The organism is Methylobacterium sp. A52T, assembly GCF_053346095.1.
Genome location: NZ_JBKFBI010000083.1, coordinates 1 through 25,881 on the forward strand (window position 1 = coordinate 1; position 25,881 = coordinate 25,881).

At 70.8% G+C, this 25,881-nt stretch carries 25 protein-coding genes and 1 pseudogene; 16 read left to right on the plus strand and 10 right to left on the minus strand.

The features are described from left to right. The 3 genes and pseudogenes from ACLBYE_RS19155 to ACLBYE_RS19165 form a co-directional block, all read left to right on the plus strand. Nucleotides 1-180 (plus strand): annotated as a pseudogene (locus tag ACLBYE_RS19155) (hypothetical protein); the annotation flags it as partial. Between the two features lie 139 nt (nucleotides 181-319). Beyond that, nucleotides 320-1,624: an MFS transporter gene (locus ACLBYE_RS19160; protein ID WP_056523458.1), complete on the plus strand. Its 1,305-nt coding sequence runs from the start codon at nucleotides 320-322 to the stop codon at nucleotides 1,622-1,624. A gap of 2 nt (nucleotides 1,625-1,626) precedes the next feature. After that, nucleotides 1,627-2,496 (plus strand): amidohydrolase family protein, encoded by an 870-nt coding sequence (locus tag ACLBYE_RS19165; protein ID WP_447695379.1) that lies wholly within the window; start codon nucleotides 1,627-1,629, stop codon nucleotides 2,494-2,496. Between the two features lie 18 nt (nucleotides 2,497-2,514). On the opposite strand, the gene ACLBYE_RS19170 is transcribed toward ACLBYE_RS19165, so the two are convergent. The 3 genes from ACLBYE_RS19170 to ACLBYE_RS19180 form a co-directional block, all read right to left on the minus strand. Continuing rightward, on the minus strand, nucleotides 2,515-2,712 hold the full coding sequence (locus tag ACLBYE_RS19170; RefSeq protein WP_091682246.1) for a hypothetical protein: 198 nt from the start codon (nucleotides 2,710-2,712) through the stop codon (nucleotides 2,515-2,517). Between the two features lie 68 nt (nucleotides 2,713-2,780). Continuing rightward, nucleotides 2,781-4,100, minus strand: coding sequence for an MFS transporter (locus ACLBYE_RS19175; RefSeq protein ID WP_447695380.1), 1,320 nt, complete (start codon nucleotides 4,098-4,100; stop codon nucleotides 2,781-2,783). A gap of 118 nt (nucleotides 4,101-4,218) precedes the next feature. Then, nucleotides 4,219-4,779: a cupin domain-containing protein gene (locus ACLBYE_RS19180; protein WP_020092415.1), complete on the minus strand. Its 561-nt coding sequence runs from the start codon at nucleotides 4,777-4,779 to the stop codon at nucleotides 4,219-4,221. A gap of 167 nt (nucleotides 4,780-4,946) precedes the next feature. Between ACLBYE_RS19180 and ACLBYE_RS19185 the strand changes: the two genes are divergently transcribed. Both ACLBYE_RS19185 and ACLBYE_RS19190 read left to right on the plus strand, forming a co-directional pair. Next, nucleotides 4,947-6,281 (plus strand): aminotransferase class III-fold pyridoxal phosphate-dependent enzyme, encoded by a 1,335-nt coding sequence (locus ACLBYE_RS19185; RefSeq protein WP_447695381.1) that lies wholly within the window; start codon nucleotides 4,947-4,949, stop codon nucleotides 6,279-6,281. A gap of 225 nt (nucleotides 6,282-6,506) precedes the next feature. Next, nucleotides 6,507-7,568 carry an SDR family oxidoreductase gene (locus ACLBYE_RS19190; RefSeq protein WP_447695382.1) on the plus strand — a complete coding sequence of 354 codons (1,062 nt, stop codon included), beginning with the start codon at nucleotides 6,507-6,509 and terminating at the stop codon, nucleotides 7,566-7,568. 78 nt (nucleotides 7,569-7,646) lie between these two features. On the opposite strand, the gene ACLBYE_RS19195 is transcribed toward ACLBYE_RS19190, so the two are convergent. Both ACLBYE_RS19195 and ACLBYE_RS19200 read right to left on the minus strand, forming a co-directional pair. Next, nucleotides 7,647-8,939 (minus strand): ArgE/DapE family deacylase, encoded by a 1,293-nt coding sequence (locus tag ACLBYE_RS19195; RefSeq protein ID WP_447695383.1) that lies wholly within the window; start codon nucleotides 8,937-8,939, stop codon nucleotides 7,647-7,649. Between the two features lie 99 nt (nucleotides 8,940-9,038). Beyond that, nucleotides 9,039-9,929, minus strand: a complete 891-nt coding sequence (locus tag ACLBYE_RS19200) for a LysR family transcriptional regulator (protein ID WP_447695384.1) — start codon at nucleotides 9,927-9,929, stop codon at nucleotides 9,039-9,041. A 116-nt stretch (nucleotides 9,930-10,045) separates the two neighbouring features. Here ACLBYE_RS19200 and ACLBYE_RS19205 point away from each other — a divergent pair, with 116 nt between their 5' ends. The 4 genes from ACLBYE_RS19205 (at nucleotide 10,046) to ACLBYE_RS19220 (ending at nucleotide 13,056) form a co-directional block, all read left to right on the plus strand. Next, complete coding sequence (locus tag ACLBYE_RS19205; protein ID WP_447695385.1) at nucleotides 10,046-11,029, plus strand: NAD(P)H-dependent flavin oxidoreductase; 984 nt, start codon at nucleotides 10,046-10,048, stop codon at nucleotides 11,027-11,029. Nucleotides 11,030-11,175: 146 nt separating this feature from the next. Then, nucleotides 11,176-11,814 carry a L,D-transpeptidase gene (locus ACLBYE_RS19210; protein ID WP_020092421.1) on the plus strand — a complete coding sequence of 213 codons (639 nt, stop codon included), beginning with the start codon at nucleotides 11,176-11,178 and terminating at the stop codon, nucleotides 11,812-11,814. Nucleotides 11,815-12,025: 211 nt separating this feature from the next. Next, nucleotides 12,026-12,511, plus strand: coding sequence for an SRPBCC family protein (locus tag ACLBYE_RS19215; protein ID WP_447695386.1), 486 nt, complete (start codon nucleotides 12,026-12,028; stop codon nucleotides 12,509-12,511). 200 nt (nucleotides 12,512-12,711) lie between these two features. Continuing rightward, the gene (locus ACLBYE_RS19220; RefSeq protein WP_020092423.1) at nucleotides 12,712-13,056 is read left to right on the plus strand and encodes a hypothetical protein; all 345 of its coding nucleotides are present in this window, start codon (nucleotides 12,712-12,714) and stop codon (nucleotides 13,054-13,056) included. A 208-nt stretch (nucleotides 13,057-13,264) separates the two neighbouring features. On the opposite strand, the gene fdhE is transcribed toward ACLBYE_RS19220, so the two are convergent. The 5 genes from fdhE to ACLBYE_RS19245 form a co-directional block, all read right to left on the minus strand. Continuing rightward, complete coding sequence (gene fdhE, locus ACLBYE_RS19225) at nucleotides 13,265-14,260, minus strand: formate dehydrogenase accessory protein FdhE (protein WP_447695387.1); 996 nt, start codon at nucleotides 14,258-14,260, stop codon at nucleotides 13,265-13,267. 4 nt (nucleotides 14,261-14,264) lie between these two features. Beyond that, a complete protein-coding gene (locus tag ACLBYE_RS19230; protein WP_091682268.1) occupies nucleotides 14,265-14,987 on the minus strand; it encodes a formate dehydrogenase subunit gamma in 723 nt (240 codons plus the stop codon). 148 nt (nucleotides 14,988-15,135) lie between these two features. Next, the gene (gene fdxH, locus ACLBYE_RS19235) at nucleotides 15,136-16,071 is read right to left on the minus strand and encodes a formate dehydrogenase subunit beta (RefSeq protein ID WP_447695388.1); all 936 of its coding nucleotides are present in this window, start codon (nucleotides 16,069-16,071) and stop codon (nucleotides 15,136-15,138) included. Nucleotides 16,072-16,086: 15 nt separating this feature from the next. Then, nucleotides 16,087-19,167: a formate dehydrogenase-N subunit alpha gene (gene fdnG / locus ACLBYE_RS19240; protein WP_447695389.1), complete on the minus strand. Its 3,081-nt coding sequence runs from the start codon at nucleotides 19,165-19,167 to the stop codon at nucleotides 16,087-16,089. Between the two features lie 152 nt (nucleotides 19,168-19,319). Further along, on the minus strand, nucleotides 19,320-19,661 hold the full coding sequence (locus tag ACLBYE_RS19245; protein WP_447695390.1) for a hypothetical protein: 342 nt from the start codon (nucleotides 19,659-19,661) through the stop codon (nucleotides 19,320-19,322). 234 nt (nucleotides 19,662-19,895) lie between these two features. Between ACLBYE_RS19245 and ACLBYE_RS19250 the strand changes: the two genes are divergently transcribed. The 7 genes from ACLBYE_RS19250 (at nucleotide 19,896) to ACLBYE_RS19280 (ending at nucleotide 25,653) form a co-directional block, all read left to right on the plus strand. Next, on the plus strand, nucleotides 19,896-20,081 hold the full coding sequence (locus tag ACLBYE_RS19250; RefSeq protein ID WP_042672044.1) for a hypothetical protein: 186 nt from the start codon (nucleotides 19,896-19,898) through the stop codon (nucleotides 20,079-20,081). Nucleotides 20,082-20,494: 413 nt separating this feature from the next. Further along, complete coding sequence (locus tag ACLBYE_RS19255) at nucleotides 20,495-21,505, plus strand: sulfate ABC transporter substrate-binding protein (protein ID WP_447695394.1); 1,011 nt, start codon at nucleotides 20,495-20,497, stop codon at nucleotides 21,503-21,505. 11 nt (nucleotides 21,506-21,516) lie between these two features. Then, on the plus strand, nucleotides 21,517-22,371 hold the full coding sequence (gene cysT, locus ACLBYE_RS19260) for a sulfate ABC transporter permease subunit CysT (protein WP_012318099.1): 855 nt from the start codon (nucleotides 21,517-21,519) through the stop codon (nucleotides 22,369-22,371). Beyond that, nucleotides 22,364-23,245, plus strand: coding sequence for a sulfate ABC transporter permease subunit CysW (cysW, locus tag ACLBYE_RS19265; protein WP_447695391.1), 882 nt, complete (start codon nucleotides 22,364-22,366; stop codon nucleotides 23,243-23,245). The genes cysT and cysW overlap by 8 nt, the downstream gene beginning before the upstream one ends. Beyond that, the gene (locus ACLBYE_RS19270; RefSeq protein WP_447695392.1) at nucleotides 23,217-24,287 is read left to right on the plus strand and encodes a sulfate/molybdate ABC transporter ATP-binding protein; all 1,071 of its coding nucleotides are present in this window, start codon (nucleotides 23,217-23,219) and stop codon (nucleotides 24,285-24,287) included. The genes cysW and ACLBYE_RS19270 overlap by 29 nt, the downstream gene beginning before the upstream one ends. A 39-nt stretch (nucleotides 24,288-24,326) precedes the next feature. Beyond that, nucleotides 24,327-25,376: a cysteine synthase A gene (locus ACLBYE_RS19275; RefSeq protein ID WP_447695393.1), complete on the plus strand. Its 1,050-nt coding sequence runs from the start codon at nucleotides 24,327-24,329 to the stop codon at nucleotides 25,374-25,376. Nucleotides 25,377-25,497: 121 nt separating this feature from the next. Continuing rightward, a complete protein-coding gene (locus ACLBYE_RS19280; RefSeq protein WP_007563230.1) occupies nucleotides 25,498-25,653 on the plus strand; it encodes a hypothetical protein in 156 nt (51 codons plus the stop codon). Nucleotides 25,654-25,881 lie beyond the last annotated feature (228 nt).

A 25,881-nucleotide genomic window follows, 5' to 3' on the forward strand; every position in this document is an offset into this window, starting at 1 on the left:
CCCGCGGCCGGCGGCCTCTACGGCGGCTACGGTGGCTACGGCTACCCGGGTTACGGCTACGGCGGCTACTACGCCCCGGCGGCCTACGATTACGGCTACGGCGGCGGCTGCTACACGGTCCCGCGGGTGCGCTGGACGCCCTACGGCTACCGCCGGGTCCTGGTCGAGCGCTGCTACTGAGCGTCGATCGAGCGTGAAAAGAACGGGACAGGCCGCCTCCGGGCGGCCTTTTCCTTTCCGGTTGCTTGCGTGACCCGCCGCATCGTTGGACAGCTCTGCCCGGGACGCTGATACTGGTATCGGGCGGCGGGAGGCGGTGATGAGTTCAGCAACCGGGCAGGGGCCCACGGGCGTGGACGCGGTCGAGATCCGCGACGCCAGCCTCACCGCCTTCTACCGATCGATGACGCCACCGGAGCGGCACACCTTCTGGGCGTGCGCCGCCGGCTGGTGCCTCGACGGCATGGACTTCATGATCTACCCGCTGGTGATCGGGACGATCATGGCGCTGTGGCACGTCGATGCCGGCACGGCCGGGCTCGCCGCCACGGTGACGCTGCTGGCCTCGGCGCTCGGCGGCTGGCTCGCGGGCTTCGTCGCCGACCGCATCGGCCGGGTGCTGACGCTGCAGATCACGATCCTCTGGTTCTCGCTGTTCTCCCTCCTCTGCGCCTTCGTGCAGAACTTCGAGCAGCTCCTCGTTGCCCGCGCGCTCCTCGGCCTCGGCTTCGGCGGCGAGTGGGCCGCCGGCGCCGTGCTGATCGGCGAGACGATCCGGGCCGAGTATCGCGGCCGGGCGGTGGGCTCGGTCCAGTCCGGCTGGGCGATCGGCTGGGGTCTCGCGGTGCTGTCGCAGGCGGTGCTGTTCTCGCTCCTGCCGCCCGAGACCGCGTGGCGCTGGATGTTCGCGGTGGGCGCCCTGCCGGCGCTGCTGGTCTTCTACCTGCGCCGCTACGTGAAGGAGCCGGAGGTCGCCGCCGAATCCCGCGCCCGGGCCGCCGCCACGGGCGACCGGCCGCAGATCTGGGAGATCTTCTCCGGGCCGATCCTCAAGACCACCCTGCTCGCCTCCCTGGCGGCGGCGGGCTGCCAAGGCGGCTACTACGCGATCACCACCTGGGTGCCGCGCTTCCTGACCACCGAGCGCCACCTGTCGATCGTGTCCTCCACCGGCTACCTCGCGGCCCTGATCATCGGCTCGTTCACCGGCTACCTCGTGGGCGCGTGGCTCGCCGACCGGCTCGGCCGGCGGCCGCTCTTCCTGATCTTCTCGCTGGGTGCCATCGCGGTGATCGTCGCCTACACGCAGATCCCGCTCTCGAACGGCGTGCTCTGGGTGCTGGGCTTCCCGCTGGGCTTCTTCGCCTCCGGCTACTTCTCCGGCATGGGCGCCTTTCTGACCGAACTGTACCCGACCCGCCTGCGCGGCTCGGGGCAGGGGTTCTGCTACAATTTCGGCCGCGGCATCGGCGCGCTGTTCCCGGCACTGGTCGGCTACCTCGCGGAGCGCGCTGGCCTCGCCTCGGCCATCGCGATCTTCGCGGCCGTCGCCTACGGGATCTTCTTCCTGGCGGCCTTCGCGCTACCGGAGACGCGCGGCAAGGTCCTCCACGCGGATTCCTGATCATGCCCGAGATCCGAGACTGCCCCGCCCCGGACCCGCATCCGGAAGGCCCGACCCGCTACGCCGTGCCGGAGGGCGCGGTCGACACGCACGCCCACGTCATCGGCCTGCCGCCGGACTATCCCCTGGTGGCGGACCGGAGCTACACGCCCCCGGCGGCGCCGGCCGAGCGGTATCTGGCGATGCTCGACGGGACCGGCATGGCCAACGGCGTGCTGATCCAGGTCAGCGTGCACGGCACCGACAACCGGCTGATGGTCGAGACGCTGCGCGCCCACCGGCGACGCCTGCGCGGCGTCGCGGTGATCCCGCTCGGCCTGCCCGACGCGGAACTCGCCACGCTGAAGGAGGCCGGCGTGGTCGGCCTGCGCCTCAACGTCCTGTTCGGCGGCGGCGTCGGGCTCGACGCGGTCGAGTCCTACGGGGCGCTCGCCCGCGAGATGGGCTGGCACCTCCAGTTCCTGCTCGATGCCCGCGAGCTGCCGCCGATCGCCGGCCGCCTGGCGCGGCTGCCCGTGCCGCTGGTCTTCGACCATATGGGCCACATGCCGACCTCGGCGGGCGTGGACCATCCGGGCTTCCAGGCGCTGCTCGGCCTCGTCGCCGACGGCAACTGGGTGAAGCTCTCGGGCGCCTTCCGGGATTCCGTGACCGGGCCCCCCTACGCCGACACGATCCCCTTCGCCCGGGCGCTCAACGACGCCGCACCGGAACGCTGCCTCTGGGGCTCGGACTGGCCGCACGTGGCCGCCTGGGACGGGCCGCCGCGGACGCGGGACCTCCTCGACCTGATGGCCGACTGGGTGCAGGACGCGGACCGGCGCCGGATGGTCTTCGTCGACAACCCGCGGCGGCTCTACGGCTTCGGGTAGGCGCGCGGGGCGCCCCGTTCAGACCCGCAGGTCGACGCTCTGGCCCTGTCCGGGAGGGGCCGGCGGGCCGGCGCTCGCCGCCTGGGCGGCGCTGTCCGCCACCAGCCCGGCGACCGCCTTGTCGGCGGAGAGCTGCTGCTTGGCGACGGCGATGCCGATCTGCTGGTTCTGGGACGAACCCAGCATCTGGACGGCGGCTGCGGCGATCGAATCCATGCCGCCGATCCTGGACCACCGGTCTGAATCCGGCGTTACCCGGATCCGGCGCCTTTGACCGGTCGCGCTCACCCGTCGAGGAAGCCCCGCTGCCGCGCCCGGTAGCCGCCGATCGCCGTGACGCACAGGAACGACACGCCGGCCAGCGCCGTGCCGAACACCGCGATCGGCCACCAGTGGCCCTGGAAGCGCTCGGCCAGCACGGTGCCGACGATCGGCGTCAGGCCGCCGGCGAGCGCCCCGCAGAACTGGTACGCGATCGAGATCGCCGTGTAGCGCACCCGCGTCGGGAAGGCGCCCGCGAGGTAGCCGGCGATCACCGCGTAGAAGGTCGCGCTGCCGATGACGTTGAGGGCGAGACCCAGCACGATCAGGGGCACCGACTGCGTCTCGACCAGCCAGAACAGCGGGTAGGGGGCCAGCATCGCCCAGACCAGCGTCCCCTGGAGGAACAGCCGCTCGTTGCGGATCAGCTCGGCGATCCGGGCGCCCACCGGGGTCATCACCAGCTGGACCACGGCGGCGATCAGGAGGGCGTCGAGGATCGTCGCCCGCGCGATGCCGAGATACTGCGTAGTGAACGCGATCATGAAGGTGTTGAACAGGTAGACCGAGGCGATCGCGAAGGTGTTGGCCCCCGCCGCCAGCAGCACCGGCTTGAGGCAGGTCGTCAGCACCTCGCGCACCGGCGCCGGCGGCGGCCCGCCGGCGGCCCGGGCCTTCTCGAAGGCCGGCGATTCCGCGACGCCGAGGCGGATCGCGAGCCCGACGCCGAGCAGCAGGATGCTGACGAGGAACGGCACACGCCAGCCCCAGGTCAGGAAGCTGTCCTTGTCGAGAAGGCCCGCGAGCCGGAAGGCGAGCAGCGAGAGGATCTGCCCGGCCGGGCTGCCGAGCTGCGCGAAGGAGGCGAAGAAGGTGTTGCGCCCGGCCGGCGCGTGCTCGGCGGCCATCAGCACCGCGCCACCCCACTCGCCGCCGACCGCGAGCCCCTGGATCAGCCGCAGCACCACCAGCATCACCGGCGCCCAGATGCCGATCGACGCGTAGGTCGGCAGCAGGCCGATGCCGGAGGTCGCGATGCCCATCATCACGAGCGTCGCCACCAGGGCGCGCTTGCGCCCGAACCGGTCGCCGAGATGCCCGAAGATCAGGCCGCCCAGCGGCCGGGCGAGGAAGCCGACCGCGAAGGTCCCGAAGGCCGAGAGCGTCGCGATGTAGGGGGATTCGGTCGTGAAGAAGAGCGGCCCGAACACCAGGGCCGCCGCCGTGCCGTAGATGAAGAAATCGTACCACTCGATCGTGGTGCCCACGAAGGCCGCCAGCGCCGCGCGCGCCGACTGGTTCTGTCCGGGCCCGGCGGCCGGGGCGGGAGTGGTGACGGCCATCGATCCTCGCGCGGCATTATGAATTCAAACTCCGCCCTGCATGCGCCAGTCGGGCTGCCGACCGCAACGCCCGCACGCGACAGGCGGGGTGTTTCATCCGCCGCAGCCGGGCTCCCTCTCAGAAGCTCGGCGGCGTGCAGGCGCTCACCACCTCGCACGGGTTGGGACCGACGCAGCGGAACCGGTGGGGACGGCGGCTGTCGAAGCTGTAGGCGTCGCCGGGGCCGAGGATCCGGCGCTCGGCATCCACCGTCACCTCCAGGCGCCCGGAGAGCACGATGCCACCCTCCTCGCCCTCGTGGGAGAGCGGCACCCGGCCGGTATCGGCGCCCGGCTCGTAGCGCTCCTTGAGGATCTGGAGCTTGCGTCCGAACAGGCTGTCGCCGACCTGACGGTACGAGATCGCCCCCTTGGCGGCCCGGCGGCCGATCTCGGTGAGGTCCTCGGCGGCGAAGAACGCCTTGCGCTCCGGCTCCGGCTCCAGGGCGAAGAACTCGGCCATGCCGATCGGCACCCCGTCGAGGATCCGCTTCAGGGCGCCGACCGACGGGTTCACGCGATTCGCTTCGATCAGCGAGATCGCGGAATTGGTCACCCCGGCCCGCTTGGCGAGCGTCCGCTGCGACAGGCCGTGGCGGGCCCGCACGAAGCGCAGCCGCGCGCCGACATCGATGCTCATCCGGCTGAGGGCCCGTTTCAGGTGTTGCGGATCCCGCAACGGTGCCACCCGCAGCCCCGATCCTGCAAGGGGTTGGCGACGGCCAGAAAAGGACTTGTTGCCCGATCGGCGAAGGTGTCCCCTGGTCCCGCCGCCCGATCCGCGCCGCCCGACCCGGAGAACCGCCCATGACCGACCATCCGCTCCGCAACACGCCCGCGATGGACGCCTTCTGGATGCCGTTCACGGCCAACCGCCAGTTCAAGGCGGCGCCGCGCCTGCTCGTGTCGGCCGAGGGCATGCACTACACCGCCGACGACGGCCGCAAGGTCCTCGACGGCTCCGCGGGCCTCTGGTGCGTCAATGCCGGCCACGGGCGGCGGGGCATCGCCGCCGCGGTGGAGCGCCAGCTCGCGACCCTCGACTTCGCACCGACCTTCCAGATGGGCCACCCCGTCGCCTTCGAGTTCGCCGAGCGGCTGGCCGAGATCGCCCCGGGCGGTCCCGACAAGCGCCTCGACCGGGTGTTCTTCACCAATTCCGGCTCGGAATCGGTCGATACCGCCCTCAAGATCGCGCTCGCCTACCAGCGGGCGATCGGGCAGGGGACGCGGACCCGGCTCGTCGGCCGCGAGCGCGGCTATCACGGCGTCGGCTTCGGCGGCCTGTCGGTCGGCGGCATCGTGTCGAACCGGCGGGTCTTCCCGCAGCTCAACGGCACCGACCATCTGCGCCACACCCACGACCCGGCCCGCAACGCCTTCGTGAAGGGCCAGCCCGAGCACGGGGCGGAGCTCGCCGAGGACCTGGAGCGGCTGGTGGCGCTCCACGGGGCCGAGACCATCGCGGCCTGCATCGTCGAGCCGGTGGCGGGCTCGACCGGCGTGCTGATCCCGCCGAAGGGCTACCTCGAGCGCCTGCGCGAGATCTGCACGAAGCACGGCATCCTGCTGATCTTCGACGAGGTCATCTCCGGCTTCGGCCGCCTCGGCGCGCCCTTCGCGACCGACTTCTTCGGCGTCGTCCCCGACCTCGTGACCAGCGCCAAGGGCCTGACCAACGGCACGGTGCCGATGGGCGCGGTCTTCGCGAGCCGGGCGGTCCACGACGCGCTGATGCAGGGCCCGGACGGGATCGAGCTGTTCCACGGCTACACCTATTCCGGGCACCCGATCGCCTGCGCGGCCGGCCTCGCGACGCTCGACATCTACCGGGAGGAGGGGCTGCTGACCCGCGTCGCCGACATCGCCGACGACTGGGCGGCGGCGATCCACGACCTGCGCGGGCGCAAGAACGTCGTCGACATCCGGACCATCGGCCTCGTCGCCGGCGTCGAGCTGGCGCCGCGTCCGGACGCGCCGGGCAAGCGCGCCTACGACGTGTTCGTGGACTGCTTCGAGCGCGGCCTGCTCACCCGGGTGACCGGCGACATCATCGCCCTCTCGCCGCCGCTGATCATCGAGCGCGGCCAGATCGGCGAGATCGTCGACATCCTGGGCGGGGCGATCGACCGGGTCGCCTGAGAGCTCTCCCGTCTTTGCGAGCGGAGCGAAGCAATCCAGGGTCGCGCCACGGTTGCAAACGTCCCCCGCCCTGGGTCTCTTCGCGACGCTCGCGATGACGGGGGGCTCGCGATCATACAACCCTTGCGCGCCGCACAGGCGTCCCCGCCGCGCGGCGGGGTTGTCGCGACACCACCCGCGCCCATCTGCCCCGGACCCGGATTTGGGCCGGGCACGAGGGTTTCCATGTCGAACACCGCCCTGATCGTCGGCGCCAGCGGGATCGTCGGCAGCGCCACGGCGGCGCTGCTCCACCAGGAGGGCTGGCAGGTCGCGGGCCTCGCCCGTCACCCCGCACACCAGGACGGCGTCGCGCCGGTGGCGGGCGACCTGCAGGATCCGGCCTCGCTGGAGAAGGCGCTGGCCGACCTCGCCCCGACCCACGTGTTCCTGGCGACCTGGCAGCGGCGGCCGACCGAGGCGGAGATGATCCGCGTCAACCGGGCGATGGTGGAGAACCTGCTCGACGCGCTCCGTCAGAAGAAGAGCGTCCGCCACGTCGCCCTGGTGACCGGGCTGAAGCACTATCTCGGCCCGTTCGAGGCCTACGGCAAAGGCATCCTGCCGCAGACGCCGTTCCGCGAGGACCAGGGCCGCCTCGACATCGAGAATTTCTACTACGCGCAGGAGGACGCCGTGTTCGCGGCCGCCGCCCGCGACGGCTTCACCTGGAGCGTCCACCGCCCGCACACGATCATCGGCAAGGCGGTGGGCAACGCCATGAACATGGGCACGACGCTCGCCTGCTACGCCACCCTGTGCCGGGAGCTGGGGCGGCCCTTCATCTTCCCGGGCTCGGCCGCGCAGTGGAACGGCCTCACCGACATGACCGATGCGCGGCTGCTCGCCCGCCAGCTGCTCTGGGCGTCGACGGAACAGAGGGCTGCCAACGAGGCGTTCAACGTCGTCGACGGCGACGTCTTCCGCTGGAGCTGGATGTGGGGCCGGATCGCCGCCTGGTTCGGGATCGAGGCGGTGCCGTTCGACGGCACGCACCGGCCGCTCGAGCCCCGGATGGCGCAGGACGGCCCGGCCTGGGCGGAGATCGCGGCGCGCCACGGGCTCGCCGAGCCGAACCTCGAGAAGCTGGCCTCGCCCTGGCACACGGATGCCGATCTCGGGCGGCCGATCGAGGTCGTCACCGACATGAGCAAGAGCCGCCGCCTCGGCTTCACCGCCTACCAGCCGACGGACGACGCGTTCTACGACCTGTTCGCCCAGCTCCGCGCGGACCGGCTGATTCCCTGACGGCGAGCACCGTCGTCATCGCGAGCGCAGCGAAGCGACCCTGGATTGCTTCGCTCCGCTCGCAAGGACGGCGGCGGATCAGGAGGCCCTGCGCTCCGTCCCGCACCACTCGGCGACGAACAGCGCCATGGTGGTCGTGATCCGCTTCACCGAGGCGAGGCTCACCCGCTCGTCGAAGCCGTGGATGTTCTGGGAGGTCGGGCCGTAGCAGAGGGCCGGCACCCGGTCGTATAGGGCGTGGACGCGGGTATCGAGGTAGCCCGCGGTCATGAAGCTCCGGAGCGGCGACCCGATCGCCCGCTCGTGGGCGCGGCCGAGCACGGCCTCGGCCTCCGAGCCTTCCTCCAGCACGTAGCCCTCGGCGAAGAAGCCGTTGAAGACCACCCGCGGCGGGCTGTTGGCCAGGAACGGGTCGGTGCGGGAGAAGCCCGCCACCGCGGCCTCGATCTCGGCGGCGGCCTGCGCGGCGGTGACGCCCGGGTAGAGCGCCACCCGGCAGTGGATCCGGCACCAGGCCGGGACCGAGGAGGCCCAGTCGCCCCCCTCGATCTTGCCGATGTTGAGGTTGATCGGGTGGTCCTCGGTCTCGAAATGCGGGTGCGCGGCCTTCTCGGCGTTCCAGCGGGCCTCGACCTCCCGCAGCGCGCCGATCACCCGGTAGGTGGCGTCGATGGCGTTGGCGCCGGCGCCCATCTCGCGCACGTGGACCGGGACGCCCCGCACCTCCACGGTGAACCAGAGCACGCCGGTATTGGCGCGCACGAGCTTCTCGTCCTCCGGCTCGGGGATCAGCACGGCGTCGGCCCGGTAGCCGCGCAGGTGGGTCATCAGGGCGCCGTTGCCGGTGGATTCCTCCTCGACCACCGACTGCACCGTCACGGAGGCCGCCGGCTGCAGGCCGAGGCGGGCGAGCGCGTCGAGGGCGAACAGGTTGGCAGCGTGCCCGGCCTTCATGTCGCCGGCGCCGCGGCCGTACATCCAGTCGCCCTGGATCACCGGGTCGAAGGGCCGGTGGGTCCAGAGGTCGAGGGGGCCCGGCGGCACCACGTCGACATGGGCCTGCAGGATCAGCGAGCGCCCGGTCTCGGTGCTCGGCCGGTGATGGCAGACGACGATCGGCGCGTCCGAATGGTGCGCCGCGTCGATCTTCGAGCCGCCCGGATGGTCCGCGATGGCCGCCCGGTCCATGGCGAAGCGCTCCGTGGCGTAGCCCCGGGCGCGGAACTGCTCGAACACGTAGTCCTGGCAGGCATGCTCCTCCCCGCGCAGGGAGGCGAACCGGACCAGCGCCTGCGTGTGGGCGACCTGATCGGCGAAGCCCTCCGCCACGGAGGCTTCGATCTCGGCGGCGAGGGTGGGGTCGAGGGCCATGGGAACTCCGAACCGTCTGCGGCCGGGAGGAAGCGCCGGGGCCCGGGCCGCTGTCAACCGGCGGTTGCCAGGGGCACGGTCCGTGCCGGAACCGGGATCCTAGGTCACATCCGGGAGCGCCGTCCGGACCTGCTCGGCGAACCGCGCGAAGGCCGCGCTCGGCCGGTCGTCGGCGCGGTGGACCAGCAGCGTCGAGACGTGCCCGTCCCCGTCGGGCACGGGGTGGATTGAGACCCGGCCGGCGCGGTGCGCCGGCGCCGCCACGGCCCGCGGAACCAGGGTCACGCCCAGGCCGGCCGCCACGCAGCCGAGGATGCCGTCGAGGGTCCCGAACTCCATGCGCCGCACATGCACGAGGCCCTGGCGGGCCAGGAACGCCTCCAGGCGCCTCCGGTACGAGCAGCCGGCCCGGAACACGAGCACCTTCGCGTCGCGCGCCCGGGCCAGCCGGTCGAGCAGCGCCGCGAGGTCGCCGACGGCCGGATGCGCCACCAGCACCAGTTCCTCCGTGAAGACCCGGATCCCGACGAGGTCGGCCTGCGCGACCGGGCCGGCCACGAAGGCCCCCTCCAAACTCCGGTCGAGGACCCGGGCGATCAGGTGCTCGGTCGGGCCGGTCTCCAGCTCGATGTCTACCTCCGGGTGACGCGCCGCGAAATCCGCGAGCGGGCCGGGCAGGCGCAGGGCCGCGGTCGTCTCCATGGCGCCGATCCGCAGGGGTCCGCGCGGCTCGCCCTCGGCCAGCAGGGCGTGGCGCGCCTCCGCGAGCAGCTGCCCGACCTGGAGCGCGTAGGGCAGGAGCCGCTCCCCCGCCCGGGTCAGCGTCACACCGCGGCTGCCGCGGTGGAAGAGCGGCACGCGCAGGGCCTGCTCCAGGGCGCGGATCCGGCCGGTGACGTTGGACTGGACGGTGTTGAGCCGCGCAGCCGCCCGCCCGATGCCGCCGGTCTCGGCCACCGCCGCGAAGAACATCAGGTCGGTGCTGTTCATGCCATCTGCTTTTCCGATGCCTTCCTTCAGAAGGAATCATTTTTTCCGCCGCCACGCGAGCGTTAAGCCCTGGCGGGCGGCGCGCGCAACCGAGACGCTGCCCGGGGAGGGGACCCATGGCCTTAAGGACCAGACTCACCGACGCCTTCGGGCTGCGGCACCCGATCGTGCTGGCCCCCATGGACCCGGCCTCGGGGGGCGCCCTCGCGGCGGCGGTGAGCGCCGCCGGCGGCCTCGGCCTGATCGGCGGCGGCTACGGCGACCACGCGACGCTCGACCGGGAATTCGCCCGCGCGGGCAATCAGCGGGTCGGCTGCGGCTTCATCACGTGGTCGATGGCCCGGGACCCGTCGCTCCTCGACGCGGCGCTCGCCCGGTCGCCCGCGGCCCTGATGCTGTCCTTCGCGGATCCCGCGCCGTTCGCGGATCGGATCCGCGCCGCCGGCGTGCCGCTGATCTGCCAGGTGCACACCCTGGCGCACGCGAGGCGCGCCCTGGAGGTCGGCGCGGCCGCGGTGGTGGCGCAGGGGACGGAGGCCGGCGGCCACGGCCTCACCGCCCGCGGCACCGCGGCGTTCGTGCCGGCGGTCGCCGACCTGATCGCCCGCGAGCGCCCCGAGACGCTGCTCCTCGCGGCGGGCGGCATCGCGGACGGGCGCGGTCTCGTCGCCGCCCTGGCGCTGGGGGCCGACGGCGTCCTGATGGGGACGCGGTTCTGGGCCAGCCGGGAGGCGCTGATCCACCCGGCCGCGAAGCGGCGGGTTCTCGCCGCCACCGGCGACGACACGATCCGCACGCAGGTCTACGACATCGCCCGCCAGCGGGCCTGGCCGGCGCCCTATACCGGGCGGCTCCTGCGCAACACCTTCATCGAGACGTGGCACGGCCGCGAGGACGCGCTGCGCGCGGCCTCGGCCGAGCGACGCCGGGACGTGGAGGATGCCGACGCGGCGGGCGACTACGACGTCGCCAACGTCACGGTCGGCGAGGCCGTGGGGCTGATCGACGACCTACCGGGCGCCGGCGACCTCGTCCTGCGCATCGCCGAGGAGGCCGAGGCCGCGATCCGCCGGATCTCCGGCATGGCCGCGGCGCCGTGAGCGCGCCGGCACGGCGCTCAACAAAGCGCTCAGCAAAGCGTGACTACGCAGCGGCACGGCGGGCCGGAACCTCGGTGTTGCCGGGGCTTTAGCGTGACGGCAAACCGTCGCGGTTTCTCGAGGCGCGTCTCGAGTCGGAGTCGCTCATGCGTATCGGTCTGATCTCCGTCCTGTCCGGGCTGCTCCTGTGCGCGGGGATCCCCGCGACGGCCAGCGCGGACGTGCTCGTCAACGTCGACAAGACCACCCAGCGCATGGAGGTCTCGGTCGACGGCCAGCCGCGCTATTCCTGGCCGGTCTCGACCGGCGTCGCGAGCTACGACACCCCGTCCGGCGCCTACCGCCCGTTCCGGATGGAGCGCACGCACTTCTCGAAGGAGTGGGACGACGCGCCCATGCCCTTCGCGATGTTCTTCACGACGCAGGGCCACGCCATCCACGGCACCAACCACGTCCGGAGCCTGGGACGCGCGGCCTCGCATGGCTGCGTGCGCCTTTCGGTGCGCAACGCCGCGACCCTGTTCAACCTCGTGAAGAGCCAGGGCATGGGCCGGACGCGGGTGGTGATCGAGGGGGCGGATGTCCCGATGGCGGACCGCGGCCGACGCGGCACCCGGCTCGCCCGGAACCGCAGCCCCTACGAGCCGGACGACCTGCTGGCGAACAGCGATCAGATGGGGCGCCGATCGGTGCCGGCCTATTACCGCCCGGCGGCCCGGCCCGCTTACGCGCCCGCGACGGTCTACGGCTACCCGGCCGACGCCGACGAGACGGACGGCTGGTAGGCCGGATCGTTGCCCAGGCCCCTTATCGGCCGATCGGCGCCACGACATGCCCCTGCGCGCGGACGATCACCGGCCGCGTCGTCCGAGGGCGAAAGTCATGCGCCGCAGCGCCCGCCCATTGCCGAGCGCCCCCTCCCGGCCTAGCTCCTGCGCGGCCATCAGAGCCCGCGCGGCCCCTGCCGCGACTTGAGACGGACGGAGACACCCCGAGATGCCCTTCGCTTTCTGCCGGTCCCTTCCCCTCGCCGCCCTGGCGCTCGCCGCGGCCACCGTGCCGGGCTACGCACTGGAGGTGACGCGCTCGGCCGACATCGCCGCGCCCCCGGCCAAGGTCTGGCAGACGATCGGCGAGTTCTGCGGCATCGGCGACTGGCACCCGGCCATCGAGAAATGCGCCCTGTCCGACAAGGACGGCATGAAGGTCCGCACGCTGAGCCTGAAGGGCGGCGGCACCATCAAGGAGGAGCAGGTCTCCCGGGACGACAAGGTGATGAGCTACACCTACACGATCCTGGAGAGCCCGTTGCCGGTCTCCGACTACAAGTCGACCCTCTCGGTCGCTCCCGAGGGCTCCGGCTCGAAGGTGACCTGGACCGGGACCTTCAATGCCAAGGGCGCGCCGGACACGGTCGCCACCGACGCGATCCAGGGCATCTACGATTCCGGCCTGAAGGCGCTCACCGAGAAGGCGAAGTAAGCCCCGTCACGATTCGGAGCGCGCCGCCGGTGCGGGATGCCGGTGGCGCGCACCAAGTCCCTCTGGCAGCGGCGGAATCGCGGGTTCGAGGCGCTCCGCGTCCCGCGCTCCGCGCCCCTTCGGCATGTCGCCGGGGCGATTGACCCACCGCCAAGCTCGGCTCAGAACCTCGGCGGCGCGGCCCCTCGCGCCCCAACAGGATGATCGCCGTGCCCGCGTCCCGCCTCCCGATGCGCCTCAGCCTCGTCGCCCTCGCCGTCGCGGCGCTGGGCGCCTGCCAGCAGCGCGCCACGCCCGCGGTCACCGAGCCATCGCCGATCGTGCCGGCGCCCCTGGCCCTGCCCACGGGCAGCGGCTGCGGCCCGGAGATCGCCCGCACGAAGGCGATCGTCGACAGCGACGTGGCCACCGGCAACCTGAACAAGCCGGTGGGCGACCGCTTCAGCGCCGACCTCGCCCACGCCGCCGCGGAGTGCTCGGCCGGCAAGTCGGGCGAGGCCCTGCACCTGCTCGCCGCCGCCAAGAGCCGCTACGGCTACCGCTGAGCGCGGGGTTTCCCGGTCTCGCCGCCTGCAGGATCGCGCTGTCGATCCCGCAGGCGCGTCCGACCCGGCCTCTCGTCCCGCGGTCGGAGCGCGGCGGAGGTCTCGAAGATGACCTCCGGGAGCCGCGCGATCCCTGGGCGTGCCTTCGAGGCCCGCCGACACGGCCACCTCGGGAGGAGGCCGTCGGTCGGGACGGGCGCATCCCGCGCTAGATCACGAACAGCAGGTTCAGTCCGGCGCGCCGGAACCCGTCCTCGGCGATCTTCAGGTCGAGCCCGTAGGACGCGATGTCGTCCGCCACCGGATCGAGGGCCGGCGCCCGGTGCTGGTGGAGGTGCTTGATGTAGCTGTGGCAGGTCGTGCAGGTCTCGACCTGGACGTCCTTCGAGATCTCGTCGAGCCCGTAATAGCTGACGCCTTCGCCGTCACCGCAGGCGGTGCAGCGGATCCGGACGTGGTTCCAGTACGTTCCGCAGACCGAGCAGCTGAGATACCGGGCCTTGTCGGCCGGGGTCCAGGAGACGATGACGCTCGCCACCGGCGCGCCGCCGCAGCACGGGCAGACGCCGTCCGCGACGGGCTTCAGCGTCCTCGCGTCGAGGCGCGCGGCCCGCTCGGCGAAGCGCACCTGCAGCGCGGCCGAGACGAACAGGCATTCGGCGATGCGGTCGACCGGCAGCGCGCCCTCGAAAACCTGCACGGCGAGATCGCGGCGCTCCTCCGGGGCGGCGGCCCGCAGGGCATCCCGCGCCGCGGCCGAGGCCTCGGGCGCGGTCGCGAGATCCAGCGCGTTGAGCAGCGCCAGGAGGCACGCGTCGAAATCCTGGTCGGCCTCCAGGCTGTGCCGCGACAGCGGCGGCATGCCGTGCTCGCTCCGCAGCGCCTGATCGGCGGGATCCGGCGCCGGCGGGGCCGGGAACCGTGCCTGGATCGCCGCCTGGGCGCGGGCGACCTCACCAACGAACCGGAGATAGGCCTCCAGCGGGTGCCCGGGCGCGGCCTCCGCCAGGCGCGCGGCCCGGTCGGCGAACAGCGTCGCGGGATCGGGCAGGCGCACGAACGGGACCGAGCCCGAGATCCCGATCTTGTCGGGATCGGGCTTGAGCTCGCTGAAGTCCCGGCGGCGGGGCTTCGGGGCCTCGGCGGGTTTCGGAGTCTTGTCCGCGGCCGGAGCCGCGGGCTTCCGCCTGAAGAAGTTGGCCACGCGATCAGGATCCGCGCTTGTCCACCGAGCCGCGGCGCGCCGGGCCGCCGGCCATCTGACGGAACCACTTGCGGTGATGCCGGTAGGCCCAGCCGCCCGTAACCGTGCCGCGGACCATCGCCCGGCCGGTGCCGCGCACCCAGATGCCGGCGTAGACGTGCACGACGATGATCGCGATGGCGATGACGGCGGCCAGCGAGTGCGCGAGCAGCGCCCAGCGCTGGGTCTCGATCGAAGTGAGGCCGCCGAAATAGGTGTTCCAGATCACGAGGCCGGTCACGAACATCACGCCGATCAGCGCGGTCTGGCCCCAGAACACGCCCTTCTGGCCGGCATTGTACTTGCCGAGTTCCGGCAGCCGGTCCTCGCGGTTGGTGACCACGTCGCCGATCTTCTTCGACCACTCGACATCGTCCTTGTTGGGGATGTTGAGCCGCCAGAAGCGCACGAACAGGAAGAGGAAGCTGATCGCCAGCGCCACGCCGAACCACGGGTGGACCGCCCGGGTCGCCTGCCCGCCGCCGAACAGGCCGGTCAGCGAGAACAGGTAGGGCGTGAACATCGCCAGCCCCGAGAGGGTCAGCAGGGTGAACAGGATCGCGGTGATCCAGTGATTCACGCGCTGCAGGCCGGTGTAGCGCGGAACGTACATCACCTCCGGCGCCTCGGACTTGGCGTGGTGGAGGGGGCGGGAATCGCCGTCCCGGACATCGTTCTGGATCGTCATCGGCCTTCACTCGCCTGACGGGACCGCCCGTCGCGGCGGGCGGGCCGTGAAACTCGAAATCGGGTCGGGCGCCCGAGCCCTCACCGCCCTGCCGGAACCGTTCGGCGCGGCGCTCCCTCCCCCGGCGGGGGAGGGAGACCGTCGCGTCTCAGTGCGGCCGGGCCTCGCCGCCACCATTCTCCCGGCGCTTGGCCTCGTCGTACTCGACCGCCTCTTCCTCCTCCTCGGGCACGACCTCGTTGGGGCCGGCCGTCACGTAGTGGAAGAAGCCCGCCACCGCCGCGAAGCCCATCGCGGCGAGACCGAACACCTTGGCGCCGCCCTTCCAGAAGGCGACCAGCGGCGAGATCTTCGGGTCGTTCGGCAGGCCCGCGTAGAGGCTCGGCTGGTCGGCGTGGTGCAGCACGTACATGACGTGCGTTCCGCCGACCCCGGCCGGGTCGTAGAGGCCGGCATGGGCGAAGCCGCGCGACTTCAGGTCCTCGACGCGGTCGTGGGCCTGATCGATCATGGCCTGCTTGGTGCCGAACATGATCGAGCCGGTCGGGCAGGCCTTGGCGCAGGCCGGGGCCTGACCCACCGCCACCCGGTCCGAGCACAGGGTGCACTTGTACGCCTTGTGGTCGGTCTGGCTGATGCGCGGGATGTTGAAGGGGCAGCCCTTCACGCAGTAGCCGCAGCCGATGCAGTTCTCCTCGATGAAGTCGACGATGCCGTTGGAGTACTGCACGATCGCGCCGGGGGACGGGCAGGCCTTCAGGCAGCCCGGCTCGGTGCAATGCATGCAGCCATCCTTGCGGATCAGCCATTCGAGGTTGTTGGTCTCCGGGTTGTCGTACTCGGTGAACCGCATCAGGGTCCACGACTTCGGCGTGAGGTCGTGGGGGTTCTGGTAGGTGCCCGTGTTGACACCGATGTCGTCGCGCAGGTCGTTCCACTCCTCGCAGGCCGACTGGCAGGCCTTGCAGCCGATGCACTTCGACACGTCGATGAGTTTGGCGACCTCCACCTGACGGCGGATCTCCGGCGGCGTCTCCGTGGAGGCGGAGCGCTGGCGGATGTCGAGGGAGCTGTAGTCAGCCATGTCTGCCGCTCCCCCTTACGCGACCGCGTCCGACGGAGGCGTGGTCGGCTCGATGTTCACGAGCCAGGCCTTGAACTCCGGCGTCTCGGTGTTCGCGTCGCCGACGACGGGCGTCAGCGAGTTCGGGTGCCATCCTTTCTTGGTGTGGCCCATGAAGCCCCAGTGCTGCGGGATGCCGACGACGTGGATGGGCTTGCCGTCGCAGATCAGCGGCTTGATCCGCTTCGTCACCACGGCCTTGGCCTTGAGCGAGCCGCGCTTCGACCATACGCGGACCCAGCCGCCCTTGGCGATGCCCTTCTCCTTGGCGAGCTCCTCCGAGATCTCCACGAAGGCCTCCGGCTGGAGGATCGCGTTGATCCGGGCGTGCTTGGTCCACCCGTGAAAGTGCTCGGTCAGGCGGTAGCTGGTCGCCGCGTAGGGGAACTCCTTCGCGTCGCCGAGATCGGCGAGGTCGTCCTTGAAGATGCGGGACGCGGGCGCGCCCTTGATCTTCGGGAAGGCGAGGTTGGCTACCGGCGACTCGAAGGGCTCGTAGTGCGTCGGGAACGGCCCGTCGCGCATGAGACCGCGGGTCCACAGGCGGGCGACGCCCTCCTGGTTCAGGATGAACGGGCCGACGCCCTTATCGGGGGCGACGGTGACGCCGTAGTCCGGCACGTCGAAGCCGATCCACTGCTTGCCGTTCCACTCAATGAGCTTCTTCTTCTCCGACCACGGGCGACCCTCGGGGTCGCACGAGGCGCGGTTGTAGAGCACGCGCCGGTTGGCCGGCCACGCGAAGGCCCAGTTCGGGGCGATGCCGCGGTCGCCGGGATCGGTGTTGTCCCGGCGGGCCATCATGTTGCCCTTCTCGGTGTAGCAGCCCGAGTAGATCCAGCAGCCGCAGGCGGTCGTCCCGTCGTCCTTGAGCTGGGCGAAGCCGTCGACCTGCTTGCCCGCCGGGATGACGGTCCCGTTCAGGTCCGGCGTCGGCGCCAGCGTGTAGCCGTTGAGCTCGCGGGCGAGCTCGGTCGGGGTCGGCGCCTCGGCGATCGCGTAGTCCCACTTCAGATTGACGATCGGGTCCGGGAAGGCCCCGCCGTCCTTCTTGTAGGCCGCCTTCATGCGGAGGAAGATCTCCGACATGATCTCGATGTCCGAGCGGCACTCGCCCGGCGCCTCCTGCGCCTGCCAGTGCCACTGCAGCCACCGGCTGGAGTTCGACAGCGAGCCTTCCTCCTCCACGAACAGGGTGGTCGGGAGCTCGAACACCTCGGTCTGGATCTTGGTCGGATCGACGTCGTTGTACTCGCCGTGGTTCTCCCAGAACCGGGCCGTCTCCGTCTTGAGCGGATCCATCACCACGATGAACTTCATCTTGGAGAAGGCTTCCGTCATCTTGGCGCGATTCGGGAACGACAGCAGGGGGTTGAAGCCCTGGATGACGTAGCCGGTCATCTTGCCCTGCTTGGCGAGCTCGAACCCGCGCATGACGTCGTAGGTCGGCACGTCGAGCTTGGGCAGGTAGTCGTACGCCCAGTCGTTCTCCTTGGTGGCCTTGTCGCCCCACATCGCCTTCTGGAACGAGACGAAGAACTTGTTGTAGTTCTGCCAGTAGCTCGTCTGTCCGGGACGCAACGGCTTGAACTGCCGCTTGGCGATGTAGCTCGCGTAGTCGGGCTCCTTCTCCACCGGGATGTTCAGGTACCCGGGGATGAGGTTCGACATCAGCCCGATATCGGTCAGCCCCTGGATGTTGGAGTGACCGCGCAGCGCCTGCATGCCGCCGCCGAGCACGCCGATGTTTCCGAGCAGCGTCTGCACGATGCACATCGAGCGGATGTTCTGCGAGCCCTTGGAGTGATGGGTCCAGCCGAGCGCGTAGAGCGAGGCCATCGACTTCTCGGGGGAAGCCGTCGTCGCCATCAGCTCGCAGACCTTCAGGAAGGTCTCCTTGGGCGAGCCGCAGATCTTCTCGACCATCTCGGGCGTATAGATCGCGAGATGCTTCTTAAGGAGCTGCATCACGCAGCGCGGATGCTGCATCGTCTCGTCGACCACGGCGTAGCCGTCGGGGCCGATCTCGTAGTCCCAGGTGGTCTTATCGTAGTCGCGCTTGTCCGCGTCGTAGCCCGTGAACAGACCCTCGCTGAAGTCGTAGCCCTCGCGGACCACGTACCCGGCGTTGGTGTAGGCGGAGACGTAGCGGTGCTGCAGCTTGTCGTTGTCGAGCAGGTACTTGGCCACGCCCGACAGGAAGGCGATGTCGGTCCCCTGCCGGATCGGGCAGTAGAGATCGGCCACCGACGCCGTGCGGGTGAAGCGCGGATCGACGACGATCAGCTTGGCATTGTTATGGGCTTTCGCCTCCACGACCCACTTGAAGCCGCAGGGGTGAGCCTCGGCGGCATTGCCGCCCATCACGGTGATCACGTCCGCGTGCTTGATGTCCATCCAGAGGTTGGTCATCGCACCGCGTCCGAAGGAGGGCGCCAAACTGGCGACCGACGGACCGTGTCAAACTCGGGCCTGATTATCGAAGACCAGGGCCCCCATGCTTCGGACTGTCTTGTAGGTCAGCCAGGCCGTCTCGTTGGTGGTGGCCGAGGCCCCGAGGAAGCCCATCGTGGTCCAGCGGTTGACCGTGAGGTCGCCGTTCTTGGCCACGAAGTTCTTGTCCCGGTCCTCCTTCATGAGCTGCGCGATGCGGTCGAGGGCGAAGTCCCAAGACACGCGCTTGAACTCGGAGGAACCCGGGGCCCGGTGGAGCGGGTACTTGGTGCGCGTCTCGGCGTGCACGAAGTCGAGCAGCGCCGAGCCCTTCGGGCAGAGCGTGCCGCGGTTGATCGGGTGATCGGGGTCGCCCTCGATATGCATGACCGAGGAGCGCGCGTTCTTCGAACGGTCGCCGAGGCTGTAGAGGATCACGCCGCACGCGACCGAGCAGTACGGGCACGTGTTGCGGGTCTCGCGCATCTGCGCGAGCTTGAACGGCCGCACCGCGGCGGCCATGGCGGGCTCGAGTCCGCCGAATCCGAGCGCGCCCAGCGAGCCTCCAGCGAGGCCGGCGCCGGCCCCCTTGAGCAGGCCACGCCTTGAGACCTGGACCGTCATCTCCGCTCCGTAAAAGCGATCTGGTATAATTCCAAGCTGTCCCAAAAAAGCGTGCACGAGGCAAGTGCGGTTGCGTGACACAGCAAGTCGCCGTGTCTCAGCCGAAGCAACACGTTTGTCGCACCGGCATCATCCTGCATGAGAACGGTTTTTTACTTGCTGGGATTGGCCGGATTGGCGCCCGACGGACCGGCCGTGCGGTGCTCCAGGGGCGCCTGCGGCTCGGTGGCGGAGGTGCCGCCGGGCTGGGCCGGCGGCACGGGACGGTCGGCATTCTCCTTGATCGAGGTGCCGCCCGGGTCCGGCGCGTCCTTTGCGGCCGACTGCTCCCGCGGCACCGGGGCTTGGCTCCAGCCGTCCTGCGCGCTGCGGGACTTGTCGCCCATCGCGTCGACGCCCTTGATCTCGCCCGGTTTCGTCTGCGCGAGACAGGGAGACGCCGCCGTCGCGAGACCGAGGAGCACCGACATCATCAGGGGAATCGAGCGGGACACGGGGCGCCTCCTGGCAGCAGGGGGAATGCGGGGAGAATGGCAGCGGGGGATGAGCTGCGGGAATGCCCGGGCAACGTAGCCTTCGCAGCGGCAGTTCCGGCCTGCGACACCGACCCGGCACGGAGCGCCGGGATCGCGCGGCGGCATCGCGGCTCCAGCGCGGCCGCGGCGGTGACGGCTCCTTAACCAAACCTTGCAACCGTACGTGTCCACAGGTGCGAGGATTTCCCGGTCATGTCGAAGCCGCATCCCGAACGCCCCTGCGAGACCGAGCGGTCGGTCGACGCGCCGCCGCTCAGCTCCGACATCCGGCGCCATCTCGGCCAGAACCTGCGCGCGCTCTTCACCGACACGCTGGCGGCCCCGGTCGACAAGCGGCTGGAGGCCCTGATCGCCCGGCTCGACAAGCCGAAGCGCTGACGCGCGCCCCTCGCCGGCAGGGTAGCGGAGGATCGCTGTCTCGCGGGCCACCGCGTGCGGCGCGAGCCGCCGACGGGTCTCGCCGGTCCGCGGAACGCCGAACGATGTGCGCTAGAGCACTTAAGATCGTTCGTTCTGAGAAACCCGATTCCGCGCAGGAAATCTTCTCCATCGGCGACCCCAGAGAGAAGATCCATGCGTTCTGATCGTCTACCGCCCTGAGTTATCTTGCATTTCCGGCACGATCGTCGATCCTGATCACGTTACGGCATCACGCGGGTCCACACCCGAGGCTTGACTTCGTTCGGTAAAAAGAACGATTTCGAGCTTCCCGGGGACGCCTGTCCCCTGCGTCGCAACCGCGGATGGCTGGGGGATCGGACGTGATGACGAACGCTTCAGGTCTGGGCCGGATGGCTCGGGCGATCGGGCTGACCCTTCTGGCCGGAGCCGGCCTGCTGACCTGCGCGCTGCCGGCGGCGGCCGAGACCGCGCTCCTCAACGTCTCGTACGATCCGACCCGCGAGCTCTACCGCGAGATCAACGCCGCCTTCGCGGAAGAGTGGAAGGCCAAGACCGGCGAGGCCATCACGGTGCGGGCCTCGCACGGCGGCTCGGGCGCGCAGGCGCGCACGGTGATCGACGGGGTGGACGCCGACGTGGTCACCCTCGGCATCCCGTCCGACATCGACGCGATCGCCAAGCTCACCCGCAAGATCCCGGAGGATTGGCGCAGCAAGCTGCCGAACCAGGGGACGCCCTACACCTCGACGGTGGTGTTCCTGGTCCGGAAGGGCAATCCGAAGGGCGTCAAGGACTGGGACGACCTGGTCAAGCCCGACGTGAAGGTGATCACCCCGAATCCGAAGACCTCGGCCGGCGGGCGCTGGAACTTCCTCGCCGCCTGGGGCTACGCCTACGGGAAGGACAAGGACGCAGCGAAGGCCGACGCCTTCGTCGGGCAAGTCTACAAGAACGTGCCGGTGCTTGATACCGGCGCCCGCGGCTCGACGGTGACCTTCGCGCAGCGCGGCCTCGGCGACGTCCTGCCGACCTGGGAGAACGAGGCCTACCTCGTGCTCCAGGAATTCGGCGCCGACAAGTTCGACATCGTCTCGCCGCCGACCTCGATCTACGCCGAGCCGCCTGTGGCCCTGGTGGCGGTCAATGCCGAGCGGAAGGGCACCACCAACGCGGCCCAGGCCTATCTCGACTTCCTCTACGGCGACCGTGCCCAGGCGATCTTCGCCAAGCACCATTACCGGCCGATCCGGCGGGAGGCGGCCGCCCCGGCGGATCTCGCCCAGCTGCCCGAGATCAAGCTGTTCAAGATCGAGGACCTCCAGGGATCCTGGGACGAGATCCAGAAGCGGAACTTCGACGCCGGCGGCCTGTTCGACCGTCTGAGCCGGGCCGGCCGCTGAGGCTTCAGATCATGGTCCAGACGCCCCGTCCCCGTCGGACGTTCCGACGGCCGAGCGTGATCCCGGGCTTCGGGATCAGCTTCGGCTACACGCTGACCTGCCTCGGCCTGATCGTCCTGCTGCCGCTGGCCGGACTGGTGGTGAAGGCCTCGGGGCTCGGCCTGTCGGGCATCTGGGAGGTCGCCACCGATCCGCGGGTGGCGAGCGCCCTGCGGATCAGCTTCGGCGTCTCGGCCATCGCGGCGCTCGTCGCCTCGGCCTTCGGCTTCCTGGTGGCCTGGGTGCTGACCCGCTACCGCTTCCCGGGCCGCAAGCTGGTCGACGCCGCCGTCGACCTGCCCTTCGCCCTGCCCACCGCGGTCGCCGGCATCGCGCTCGCCTCGCTGTACGCGCCGGACGGGCTGCTCGGCGCGCCGCTCGCGCGCCTCGGCATCCAGGCGGCCTACACGCCGGTCGGCATCTTCATCGCCATGGTGTTCATCGGCCTGCCCTTCGCGGTGCGGACCGTGCAGCCGCTGATCGCCGAGATCGACAAGGAGATCGAGGAGGCCTCGGCCACCCTCGGGGCAACGCGCCTCGTCACCCTCACCCGGGTGGTGCTGCCGCCGCTGATCCCGGCGGTGCTCACCGGCTTCGCGCTCGCCTTCGCCCGGGGTGTCGGCGAGTACGGCTCGATCATCTTCATCGCCGGCAACCTGCCCTACGTGTCGGAGATCGCGCCGCTGCTCATCGTCATCAAGCTCTCCGAGTTCGACTACGGCGGCGCGGCGGCCATCGCGACGATCATGCTCGGGATCTCGTTCCTGACGCTGCTCGCCATCAACCTCATCCAGGCCTGGTCACGGCGGCGGTTCGGCTATGTCTGAGATCTTCTCCCCCGCCTTCGTGCCGGCCGCCAAGCCGGCCCCGGTCGCCTCGGAAGGGGTCGGCGTCCGGGCGGTCCTGATCGGGATCGCCGTGGCGTTCCTGGCGCTGTTCCTGGTGCTACCGCTGTTCGCGGTCTTCCTCCAGGCCTTCTCCAAGGGGCTCGGCGCGTTCCTGGACGCGTTCCGGGAGCCCGACGCCTGGAGCGCGATCCGCCTGACGCTGACCGTGGCGGCGATCGCGGTGCCGTTCAACGTCGTGTTCGGCCTGGCCGCCTCCTGGGCGATCGCCAAGTTCGAGTTTCCCGGCAAGTCGCTGCTGATCACCCTGATCGACCTGCCGTTCTCGGTCTCTCCGGTAGTCTCCGGCCTGATCTACGTGCTGCTGTTCGGCTCCCAGGGCCTGTTCGGCTCCTGGCTCCTCAACCACGGCGTCCAGATCCTGTTCGCCCTGCCCGGGATCGTCCTGGCGACGGTGTTCGTGACCTTCCCGTTCGTCGCCCGCGAGCTGATCCCGCTGATGCAGGAGCAGGGCACCGCCGAGGAGGAGGCGGCGCTGACGCTCGGCGCCTCGGGCCTGCACGCGTTCCGGACGGTGACGCTGCCCAATATCCGCTGGGGCCTGCTCTACAGCGTGCTCCTCTGCAATGCCCGGGCGATGGGCGAATTCGGAGCGGTGTCGGTGGTCTCGGGCCACATCCGCGGTCTGACCAACACCATCCCACTCCACGTGGAGATCCTCTACAATGAGTACAACTTCGTCGCCGCATTCGCCGTCGCTTCGCTCCTCGCCGTCCTTGCCCTCATCACCCTCGTCCTCAAATCCGTCCTCGAATGGCGCTTCGCGGGTGAGCTCGCGCACGGCCGGGCACACTGATCGCCCCTCCACGGCGATCCGGGTCGAGAACGTCTCGAAGACGTTCGACACGGCGGCGGTGCTGCACGACCTGTCTCTGGACGTGCGGGCGGGCGAGCTGATCGGGCTGCTGGGCCCGTCGGGCTCGGGCAAGACGACGCTGCTGCGGATCATCGCCGGGCTCGACGCGCCGGACCGGGGCCGGATCCTGTTCGGCGGCGACGACGCCACCGGCCTGCCGGTGCAGGAGCGGGCCGTGGGCTTCGTGTTCCAGCACTACGCCCTGTTCAAGCACATGAGCGTGGCCGACAACATCGCCTACGGGCTGAACGCGCGGCGGCGCGCCGACCGGCCGGCCAAGGCCGAGATCAAGCGCCGGGTCGGCGACCTCCTCGACCTGATCCGCCTCTCCGGCTTCGGCGACCGTTACCCTTCGCAGCTCTCCGGCGGACAGCGGCAGCGGGTGGCGCTCGCCCGGGCCCTCGCGGTCGAGCCGCGGGTGCTGCTGCTGGACGAGCCGTTCGGCGCGCTCGACGCGCAGGTCCGCAAGGACCTGCGCCGCTGGCTGCGCGAGATCCACGACCGCACCGGCCAGACCACGATCTTCGTCACCCACGACCAGGACGAGGCGCTGGAGCTGTCCGACCGCGTGGCCGTGCTCGATCGCGGCCGCCTGGAGCAGGTCGGCACGCCCGACGAGGTGCAGGAGAACCCGGCCTCCGCTACCGTGATGAAGTTCCTGGGTGATTCCGTCGAGGTGGAGGCGATCGCCGAGGGCGGCCGGGTGCTGGTCCGGGGCCGGGAGACCCCGGTGGCGGCACCCGCCAGCCTGTTCGGCCCGGTCAAGCTCTACGTCCGGCCCTGGCAGCTGCAGCTCGCCGAGCCCGAGGCCGCGCACCTGTCGGGCACCGTGCGCAGTTCGTACCGGACCCAGGGGCGCCAGCGGATCGAGGTGGCCGACCCCGAGGGGCGCGTCCTCGCCGTGGAGGATTTCGACGGCGTGCGCTACCCGGCCGGCCACCCGGTCGGCCTGCGGATCAACGGCGGGCACGTCTTCGGGTGAGGCTCGCCAGCGGCCGCGCGGCACCCTAGGCTCCCGACCATGACCGTACCGAGTCGCGAATCCGCCCCCGACGTCCTGGCCGCCATCGGCCAGACGCCGCTGATCCGCCTGCGCCGCGCCTCCGAGGAGACCGGCTGCACCATCTACGGCAAGGCGGAGTTCCTGAATCCCGGCCTGTCGGTGAAGGACCGGGCGGCGCTCTCGATCGTGCGGGACGCGGAGGCGCGGGGCCTGATCCGCCCGGGCGGCACGATCGTCGAGGGCACCGCCGGCAACACCGGCATCGGCCTCGCCCTGGTGGCCTCGGTGCGCGGCTACCGGACGCTGATCGTCATCCCGGTCACCCAGTCCGAGGAGAAGAAGCAGACCCTGCGGCTCGCGGGCGCCCGGCTGGTGGAGGTGCCGGCGGTGCCCTTCGCCAACCCGAACAACTACGTCCACGTGGCCCGGCGGCTCGCGGAGAAGCTCGCCGCCAGCGAGCCGGCGGGCGCCTTCTTCGCCGACCAGTTCGACAACGTCGCCAATCGGCAGGCCCATATCGACGGCACCGGCCCGGAGATCTGGACGCAGACCGGCGGCCGGGTCGACGGCTTCGTCTGCGCGGCCGGCACCGGCGGCACGCTGGCCGGCACCGCCGAGGCCCTGCGCGCCCGCAACCCGCAGGTGCGGATCGCGCTGTCGGACCCGGAGGGCTCGGCCCTCTACGCCCACTACACGACCGGCACGCTGAAGGCCGAGGGCTCCTCGATCACCGAGGGGATCGGCCAGGGGCGGATCACCCGGAACCTCGAGGGCTTCACCCCCGACCGCGCCTTCCGGATCCCGGACCGCGAGGCCCTCGACATCGTCTTCGGGCTGATGCGGGAGGAGGGGCTGTCGCTGGGCGGCTCGTCGGGCATCAACGTCGCCGGGGCGATCCGACTGGCCAGGGACCTCGGGCCCGGTCACACGATCGTGACGATCCTCTGCGACGGGGCGGCCCGCTACGCCTCGAAGCTGTTCAACCCGGCCTTCCTCACCGAGCGCGACCTGCCGGTTCCGGGCTGGCTCGACGCGCCCGCGGACGCTCTGCCGGACTGGCACGCCTGAGGCCGGGGTCTCATCCGGAATTTTCCTCACAAAAGCGTGGCTTGGCGTTGAACGGAACGGAATGTCGCAGCGTTTGAACGGTCACGCTCGCACCAGCGCGACCGTCCGGAGAACGCGACCGATGTCCCTCGTCACCATCCTGCTCATCATCCTGATCATCCTGGCCTTCGGCGGCGGCGGCTTCCTCGGCGGCGGCGCGTATCGCGGCCCCGGCTTCGGCCTGGGCGGCATCCTGCTCATCGTGCTCATCGTGCTCCTGGTCACCGGGCGGCTCTGAGCGGCGGCCCGTCGCCTGGGCGGACCACTCGTCCGTCCAGGCTCCTGAACGCCGGCGGATCCCGCGCGAGCGACAGGGGATCCGCCGCGCGACCCGCATCTCAGCGGCAGGCGATCCCCACCACGGCGGGCGCGACCGCGCCGGGCCCGCCGCCTGGGTGCGGCGCCGCCGCGGCGATGCCCTGGGCGGCGAGGAAGGCGGAGATCGCCCGCGCCGGCACGACCGGCA